Below are 8084 nucleotides of genomic sequence, written 5' to 3' on the forward strand. Positions count from 1 at the left end.
CGCCGGGGGCGCCGGCACGGGCGGTCGGGAGGGCTCTAGCGCTGGGGGGCGTCGGTCCCGCGCAGTCCCAGGCGGCCGCGGGTGACCACCACGAGGAACACCGCGACGAGGGCGACCAGTGCGACCTCGGGGGCTCCGGCGGGGTCTCCCACCGCGGCCCCCTTGAGGCCCGAGACGACGTTGATCGCGGTGTGGGCGATCACCGCGGCGAGCACGCCGCCGCGGGAGGAGTTGAAGACGTGGCCGAGGACGACCGTCAGTCCGACGCACAGCAGGGCGTAGGCGGGGAAGTACATCTGCGCCTGGACCGTGCCGGCCATGGAGAACAGGGGGGCGTGCCACACCGCCCAGACCGCGCCGAGGACCGCGTTCGCCGCGAGCGGGGGCAGCGAGCCCTGGAGCCGCGGCAGCGCGAATCCGCGCCAGCCCAGCTCCTCGTTGCCGCCGCCGACCAGGGCGATGAGCAGGAATTGCACGGGGACCGCCATCAGCGCGGCGTCGAGCGCGGCCTCGTCCACCGTCGCCCCCTGCAGGCGGACGGCGATCACGCCCGAGGCCGCGATGGCCAGGACCGCGAGCACCGCGATCGCGTAGGGCGTGACGCCGCCCCTGCGCAGCGGCGAGTACCGCCGGAAGAGGGCGCCCACCCCGGACCTGCCCTCGGTCGCGGCGGTGACGAGGACCGCCGCCACCATCGGGCCGAAACTGCCGACGAGCACGGCCGGCATCGGGTTGGCGCCGTCGAGCAGGAGCGTGCCTCCCCACCAGGCGATCCAGGAGAAGGCGAAGGCGATCACCAGGAAGGCGGTGAGGCCGCGCGGTGCGAGGACGGTCGTCCGCGCCGGGTCCACCGCGGGGGCGGTGGGGGCGGAGGGACGGGGGTGCGTGGAGAGGTGCTCGTTCTTCATGCCGAGAAACATACACTGTTTGAGAAAGACATACAACGTAGGTTCCGTTGTATGCTGTCGGACATGGCAGAACCACGATCCGACCAGCAGTTCGACAGCGTCTTCAGCCGCCCCGAGCGCCGCCGCCGCACCCAGCCGGCGCTCACCCGGGAGCGCATCGTCACCGCGACGATCGGGCTGCTGGACCGGGAGGGCTCCTCGGCGCTGACGATGCGCAAGGTCGCCGCCGAACTCGGCGTGCACGCGACGAGCCTCTACTGGTACGTGGAGCGGAGGGAGGACCTCGTCGACCTGGCGGTGGACGGCATCCTGGCCGACGCCGCGGCCGTCCTGCCGGGCCCCGACGCCCCCTGGGACGCCGCGGTGAAGGAGACCGCGTACCGGTTCTACGCGGCTCTGACCGCGCACGCCTGGGCCGCGGAGTTCGCCGGGGCCCGGCCCCTGGTCGGGCCCAACGCGGTCGCGCTCTCGAGGAGGATCATCGCCGCGCTCCAGCAGTGCGGGGGGAGCGAGGAGGAGCAGGCGGTCGCCATCCGGGCGGTGTCCAACCAGATGCTCGGCGCGGCCACGTCCGCGGTCGCGGTGCGCGCGATGCGCTCCAGGGACTCGGGCGAGCACGACGGGGCGGTCGCCGCCGCCGTGTCGGAGCCGGACGCCCTCGCCGTGGAGAACGACTACTTCGACCAGGTGCTGGACCTGGTGCTGGACGGGGTCAGGGCCCGCCGGGCGGGGTAGGCGGCCCCGTCCCGCCGGGGTCGCGGGCCGTTCCGGGGCGCACGCCCGACGGGGCGCACGCCCGACGGGGCGCACGCCCGACGGGGCGGGCCCCGTACACGACGGGAGGGCCTGCCGCGTGAATCCCGGCCTGCATCCCCGGAGGCCGGGCCCCGTACACGACGGGAGGACCTCTCCGTCGCGGAGCCTGTCGGGGGAGTCCGCCGGGCACGGCGGCGGGGCCGGCCCGGCGGGGCCGGCACCACCGCCGGCGGCGGCCGTGCCGTCGGGGCCGCGCGCCCCTGGGGCGCGGACCGGAGGCCGCCCCGGCGGGGGGCTCCCGACCGGTCCCCGTCCCGCGGCCGTCAGTCCGGCGGGTCCAGCGGCGACATCGCCGGCGAGTAGTTGAACAGCCGGAGCCTGGCCGCCCCCGGTTCGAGGAGGGACGCGGCCCCGGGGTCGACGTCGACGATGCTGAGGCTGGCCGGGTGGCTCGGGACCGTGCGGGCGGGGTCGAGCCCGACGGCGGCCGTCAGGAAGGCCCGCGCCGGCCCGCCGTGGGTGACCGCCATGAGCAGCTCGTGCCCGCCGTCCGCGGCCCGCCGCACGGCGGCGTCGAGCCCGGCGACCACCCGCTCGGTCAGCTCGCCGAAGCTCTCGGCCCCCGGCGGGTGGAACCGCCCCGCGCGCCACGCGGCGTACACGCCGCCGTCCTCCGCCCTGACCTCCGCCGAGTAGCGCCCCTCCCAGCCGGCCAGGTACGCCTCGTTCAACCGGGGGTCGCGCGCGTCCGGACGTACGCCGAGCACCTCCGCGGTCTCCCGCGTGCGGCGCAGGCCCGAGGTGACGACGTACCCGGGGGCCAGGTACCCGACCGTCTCCGCCAGGGCGGAGACCTGCCGCCGCCCGGCCTCGGACAGCCCGACGTCCCGCTGCCCCTGGAGGCGGCGCTCCTCGTTCCACGCGGTCTCGCCGTGGCGGACCAGGAGAAGCCGCATCATCCGGACACCTCGGCGTCCAGGAGCTCACCGGAGGCGTCGAAGTACGCGTCCGGCGCCGACGGCAGGCGCACGCCGAGCGCCTCACCGGGCAGCAGTCCGACCGGCGTGTCGCGGGAGACGTGCATCCGCGTCCCGTCGGGGAGGTCGACGCCGATGACCCACCTGTCGGCCATCGGCACCTGGTCGGCGAACGTCGCCTCCACACACCCCGGTTCCGACGCGTCGGCGGCGATCCCGACCGAACCGGCCCGGTACATCGCCCTGACGGTCCCGCCCCCGGACGGGGGCGGGGCGGCGCCGCAGTCGACGCCGAACGCCCGCAGCCTCCCCCCGTGGACCCGGCACTCGACGATGTTGGCCGGGGGGGTGCCGATGAACGTGGCGGCGAACGCCGTGCGCGGCGACTCCAGCAGTTCCCGCGGCGTGCCGAACTGCTCGATCCGGCCGTCCTTCATGAGCGCGATGTGCGTGGCCATGGTCATCGCCTCGACCTGGTCGTGGGTGACGTAGACGCTCGTGGCGCCGCTGGAGCGGTGGACGCGCATGAGCTCCCCGCGGGTCTCGACCCGCAGCCTCGCGTCGAGGTTGGACAGCGGTTCGTCGAAGAGCAGCACCTCGGGCTGCGGCGCGATCATGCGGGCGATCGCCACGCGCTGCTGCTGCCCGCCGCTGATCTCCCCCGGGTACCGGTCGGCGAGGTCGGAGATCGCCAGCATCGACAGCACCCGGTCGCCCCGGGAGCGGCGCTCCTCCTTCGGCCACCTCGCGACGGTCAGCGGCCATTCGATGTTCTGCCGCACCGTCTTGTGCGGCCACAGCGCGTAGGACTGGAAGACCAGCCCGGCCCCCCGCTCGGCGGGAGCCACGAGCGCGGTGCCGTCGCCCCGGGCGATGACGCGGTCCCCGAACCGGATCTCGCCGCCGGTGGGGTTCTCCAGCCCCGCGAGCATCCGCAGGGTCGTCGTCTTCCCGCAGCCGGACGGGCCGAGGAGGACGAGGAAGGAGCCCGCCGGGACGTCGACCGAGATGCCGTCGACGGCCGCGGTGCCGCCGAAGTCCTTCCGGAGGTCGGTGATGGTCAGGGAGGCCGAAGACGCCTCGGAGCGCATGCCGGTCCTTTCCGCCCGATCGGTGCCGATCGTGGAGGTCATGAGTTCGAGTTCCAGGGCTGGGCGGCGCCCTCGAAGCGCCGCGCGATGATGGTCGCCGCAACCGATATCACCGCGATGACGACGGTGACCGCGTTGGCCGACTGCGTGAAGTTCTCCGACGAGTACTGGTAGGTGAGGACGGCCAGGACGGGCATCGCGGGGGTCGCCAGCAGCACGACGAGGGAGAGGTCGCGCACCATCTGGACGAACACGAGCACCCCTCCCGTGAACAGGCCGCGCGCCGTCAGGGGAGCGATGACGGAGCCGATCCTGCGGAACAGCCCCGCCCCCGCCATCACCGCCGACTCCTCGACGTCCTTGGACACCTGGCCCAGCGCCGAGGTGCCCGACCGGACCGCGAACGGGATCGTCGCCGCGATCCCGGCCAGCACGAGGATCGCGAACGTCCCGTACAGGCTCGGGATCGGACCGATGGGCGCACCGAACTGCGCGATGAACGCGGCGCCCAGCGCGATGCCGGGGATGAGGAACGGCACGAACGAGAGGACGCCCATGGTCCCCGTCAGCCACCTCGGCCCGCCGGAGCGGGTGATGACGTAGGAGACGAGTAGGCCGAGGACGCCCGCGCAGACCGCGACGCACACCCCGAGGAGCACGGTGTTCCAGGTGGCCTGGAGGATCTGCGGGTTGTTCAGGATGCCCCGCTGCCCCTGGGCGAGGGCGGGGTCGGAGCCGCCGATCCAGTAGTGGAGGGTCAGCCCCGACGAGAAGTCGTTGGTGCGCAGGGTCAGCGAGCTGAACACGAGCACCAGGCCGGGGACGACGGTGGTGCAGGTGACCAGCAGCCACGCGACCGCGGCCACCGGCCGCGCCCACGGCCCCAGGTCGACGCCCCGGCGGCGGCCGCCCTTGCCGGTGATCGTCGCGAAACTGCGCCTGCCGCCGGTGATCCTCGTCGAGGCGTACATGATCATCGCGGCCACGAGGATGAGCACGATGGACAGCACGTATCCGCGTGAGACGTCGCCCGTGGAGATCGCCCCGTACAGGCGGGTCGAGAGCGTGTGGAACCGGACGGGCAGGCCGAGGAGCGCGGGTGTGACGAAGTTGGAGACGCCCTCGGCGAAGGCGAGCAGGGCGCCCGAGACCATCGCCGGGGCCACGACGGGCAGCGCGATGTCGCGGGCCACGCGCATCGTCGGGGCGCCCGTCAGCTCCGCGGCCTCCATGAGGTCGCCGTTGACGCTCGCCAGGGCGGCGGCGACGAGCATGAACGACAGCGAGAAGTAGTGGGCCGTCAGGGTCGCGGCGATCGGAACCGGCCCCCAGGCCAGCCAGTCGGGGACGGGGATCCCCAGGTTCATGAGGATGCCGGTGGAACCGCCGATCAGGTCGTTGCGGAAGACCGACTCCCACGCCAGTGCCAGGGCGAAGCTCGGCAGGGCGAACGGGATCGTCGCCAGGAGGCCGAGGATCCCGCGCCCCGGGAGCCGGGTCATCACGACCACCCAGGCGAGGAAGCCGCCGATCACCGTGGAGCCGGCGGCGGTGGCGACCCCCATGAGGACCGAGTTGCCCATCGGCCTCCACAGGAGGTTCTCCGACATCGGGCTGGCGAAGACGTCAGTCCACGCCTCGCGGTTGCCGGCCGTCAGGGTCGTGTTGACCAGCCCGAGGAGCGGTGCGACCACGAGGACGGCGAGGACGAGCAGGGTGCCGGCTCCCAGTACGGCGGTCGGCTGCCCGAGGGCGGTCCGCGCACGTGCCACCGTGCTGCCGACCGTCGTGCGGCGGGGGGCGGGTGCCCTCTTCATGGTGTCCTCTCTCCGGGACGGGGGACCTGTCCCGGGGCGTGTTCTGCGGTGACGTGCAGCGGTGAGGTCGCTCGCGGTGCGCGCCCGCGGACGTGTCCCGCGGACGCTCCCGGCCGGCCCGGCGCTCGCGAGGCCCGGAACGGTCCGCGGAACGCGGCCTACAGGGTCAGCAGGAAGTCGGCCACGTCGTCGCGGATCTGCGCCGTCTCCTCGGGGGAGATGTCCCAGGCGCCGAGCTCGTCGAGGGAGACCGCGCCCCCGGGGGCCGCCATGTCGGTGCGCACCGGGTAGTCGCCGGGGACGTAGAAGGGGTCGAAGGCGGGGCCGCCCGTCTCCGAGTCGTCGCCCATGAGGAAGTCCGCGACCAGCCGGGCGGCGGCCGGGCTGTCGGAGTCGCGCACCATGCCGATGTAGGCCGGGAAGGTGATCCCCGGCGAGGGCGCGGTCCCCAGGGAGGCCTGGAGCGCCCACCCCTCCTCCTCGTTGTCCCGGCGGTCGGAGTACGAGGTGAAGCCGACCGGCGGGTCGTCCTGGCCCGCCGCGCCCACCGCCGCGTTGACGTTGTCGGTGTCGTCGACCAGGACCAGCCCGTTGCCGTACAGGTCCTTGACGAACTGCTGACCGGCGTTCTCGACGCCGTCGTCGAGGACGACCTCGGTCCCGAAGTGGTCCAGGTGCGCCTGCGCCATCGCCTCGGACTGCCGCACGATCTCGGCCACGAGGTCGAGGTAGTCCCCGCGGACCGCGGGGTCGACCATGACGACCCTGCCGTTCCACTCCTCCTCGGTCAGCTGCCACAGGTTCCCGACCGGGGAGCCGTCGGGATGGGCCTCCTCGTTGTACATGAGGACCTTGGTCGAGAGGCGGTTGGCCAGCAGCGGCTGACGGTACTCCTCGGGAACGGTCTCCGAGACCCGCGGCGGGACGTAGTTCTGGAGGATGCCGCCCGCGACGAGCTCGGTGATGACGACCGGGGCGTCGGAGATGTAGGCGACGTCGGCCGACGGGGTGCCGGCCTGCGACTCGGACCGCAGCCGGGTGATCTGCTCGGAGGAGGAGATGTCATGGCCGATCAGGTCGATGCCGGGGTACTCCGCCTCGAACGCCTCCTCGACCGAGGCGATGCGCGAGGTGAAGGAGTAGACGGTGACCTCGCCCTCCTCGGTGGCCAGTTCGACGAGTTCCTCGTGGGTGGCGTCGTCGAGTTCGTGGGGGTCCGCGCCCCCGTCGGCGGCGGGGGTCTGGGGGGCGCCGCCGCCGCAGGCGGCGAGGGAGACGGCGAGGGGGAGGGCGACGGAGGCGGAGAGCATTCTCGAAAAGCGCATGACAGGTCCTTTGTGTCAGTTCTCGCGCAGGTGGGGGAGGGGGCGGGCACGGACGCCGGGGGACTGCGGCCGGTGGCGTCAGCCGAAGTCCGTGAGCAGGCCGTCCAGCCGGTCGAGGGCGGGGAGGATGACGTCGGGGTGCCGCTGGGCGACGGTGAGCACGATGGCGTTGGCGATCATCATCGGGACGCTCAGGGAGGAGAAGCCCTCCTGGTGTCCGCGCGGGGCGGACAGGACGGTGGTCGGGGCGGGGTCGAGGGTGTGGAGGGTGTCCGTGATCAGGACGGAGCGGGCGCCCACGGCGGAGGCCCGGGCGTAGAGGTCCGTGAGGTTGCGCGGGGCGCGGCGGAAGGCGAAGGACACGACGACGTCGGACTCCGACATCGCCAGCACCCGTTCGGCGACCTCGCGCCCGGGGCCGACGAGGTTGACCGAGTGCATCCCGAACCGCCGCAGCCGTCCGTCGAGGAGCTCGGCCAGGATCCCCGCGTTGCCCCGTGCGAAGAGGTGGACCACGCGCGCGCCGACCAGGAGGTCGGCGACCTCGTCGATCTGCGACTGGTCCACGTGCCTTCCGACGGCCGCCAGTGATTCGAGCTCGGTGGCCAGGAGCGTGTCCAGGACGCGGCCCTCTCCCCGGAGCTCCGCGCGGAACCGGTCGCCGGCGCCGTTGAGGTGGGCCTCGCGGTCCTCCCGCAGGTCGTCCCGCAGTTCCAGGTACCCCTGGTACCCCAGGCGCTGCGCCAGGCGGGTGGCGGCGGCGGGGTGCACCCCCGCGCGCTGGGCGACGTCCCCGCCCCGCCACAGCGGGGCCTCCGCCGGGTGGGCCAGGAGTTCGTCGAGGAGGACGCGGTCCGACCTGGTCAGCCGGTCGCGGTACTCGTTCACACGCTCGTGGAAGTTCACGACAGTGACGCTACAGCAATTTTAATTGCGTGAGTATGACATTCTGCAATTTAAGTTGCGGTTCATGGGGTCTTCACCCCCAGGTCGGACGGGCGCCCGGTCCCGCGGAGGAGGGGCCTCTGCCAGGCCCGATGCGTCCGCGACCCCGGACACGGGGCCGCCCTCCGGACGGCGGGGGCACGGGACTCCCGTGCAGACGGCGCGCCGCCCCCCCCCGGGGGGGGGCACCGGCGGGGGGGGCCGGGGGGGGGGGGCCCCGGGGCCCGCGGGCGCGGGCCCCGGGGGAGGTGCCCGGGGGTGTGCG

Annotated in this window: 7 protein-coding genes; 1 reads left to right on the forward strand and 6 read right to left on the reverse strand. The window is 73.7% G+C overall.

Annotated elements, in window-relative coordinates:
• Positions 1-35: 35 nt before the first annotated feature.
• The gene (locus tag ACWGL3_RS29060) at positions 36-920 is read right to left on the reverse strand and encodes a CPBP family intramembrane glutamic endopeptidase (RefSeq protein WP_267948524.1); all 885 of its coding nucleotides are present in this window, start codon (positions 918-920) and stop codon (positions 36-38) included.
• A 39-nt stretch (positions 921-959) separates the two neighbouring features.
• On the opposite strand from ACWGL3_RS29060, the gene ACWGL3_RS29065 reads away from it, so the two are divergent.
• Complete coding sequence (locus ACWGL3_RS29065) at positions 960-1643, forward strand: TetR/AcrR family transcriptional regulator C-terminal domain-containing protein (protein ID WP_267948525.1); 684 nt, start codon at positions 960-962, stop codon at positions 1641-1643.
• A gap of 344 nt (positions 1644-1987) precedes the next feature.
• On the opposite strand, the gene ACWGL3_RS29070 is transcribed toward ACWGL3_RS29065, so the two are convergent.
• The 5 genes from ACWGL3_RS29070 to ACWGL3_RS29090 all read right to left on the reverse strand — a co-directional run bounded on the left by ACWGL3_RS29070 (position 1988) and on the right by ACWGL3_RS29090 (position 7780).
• Positions 1988-2623 carry a histidine phosphatase family protein gene (locus ACWGL3_RS29070; RefSeq protein WP_267948526.1) on the reverse strand — a complete coding sequence of 212 codons (636 nt, stop codon included), beginning with the start codon at positions 2621-2623 and terminating at the stop codon, positions 1988-1990.
• Positions 2620-3774, reverse strand: a complete 1155-nt coding sequence (locus ACWGL3_RS29075) for an ABC transporter ATP-binding protein (RefSeq protein WP_267948527.1) — start codon at positions 3772-3774, stop codon at positions 2620-2622. The genes ACWGL3_RS29070 and ACWGL3_RS29075 overlap by 4 nt, the downstream gene beginning before the upstream one ends.
• Positions 3771-5549, reverse strand: coding sequence for an ABC transporter permease (locus tag ACWGL3_RS29080; RefSeq protein ID WP_355014174.1), 1779 nt, complete (start codon positions 5547-5549; stop codon positions 3771-3773). Before ACWGL3_RS29080 ends, ACWGL3_RS29075 begins: the two co-directional genes overlap by 4 nt.
• Before the next feature lie 158 nt (positions 5550-5707).
• A complete protein-coding gene (locus ACWGL3_RS29085; RefSeq protein ID WP_452462025.1) occupies positions 5708-6874 on the reverse strand; it encodes an extracellular solute-binding protein in 1167 nt (388 codons plus the stop codon).
• A 78-nt stretch (positions 6875-6952) separates the two neighbouring features.
• The gene (locus ACWGL3_RS29090; protein WP_267948530.1) at positions 6953-7780 is read right to left on the reverse strand and encodes a MurR/RpiR family transcriptional regulator; all 828 of its coding nucleotides are present in this window, start codon (positions 7778-7780) and stop codon (positions 6953-6955) included.
• Positions 7781-8084 lie beyond the last annotated feature (304 nt).

The organism is Nocardiopsis sp. NPDC055824 (assembly GCF_053616335.1).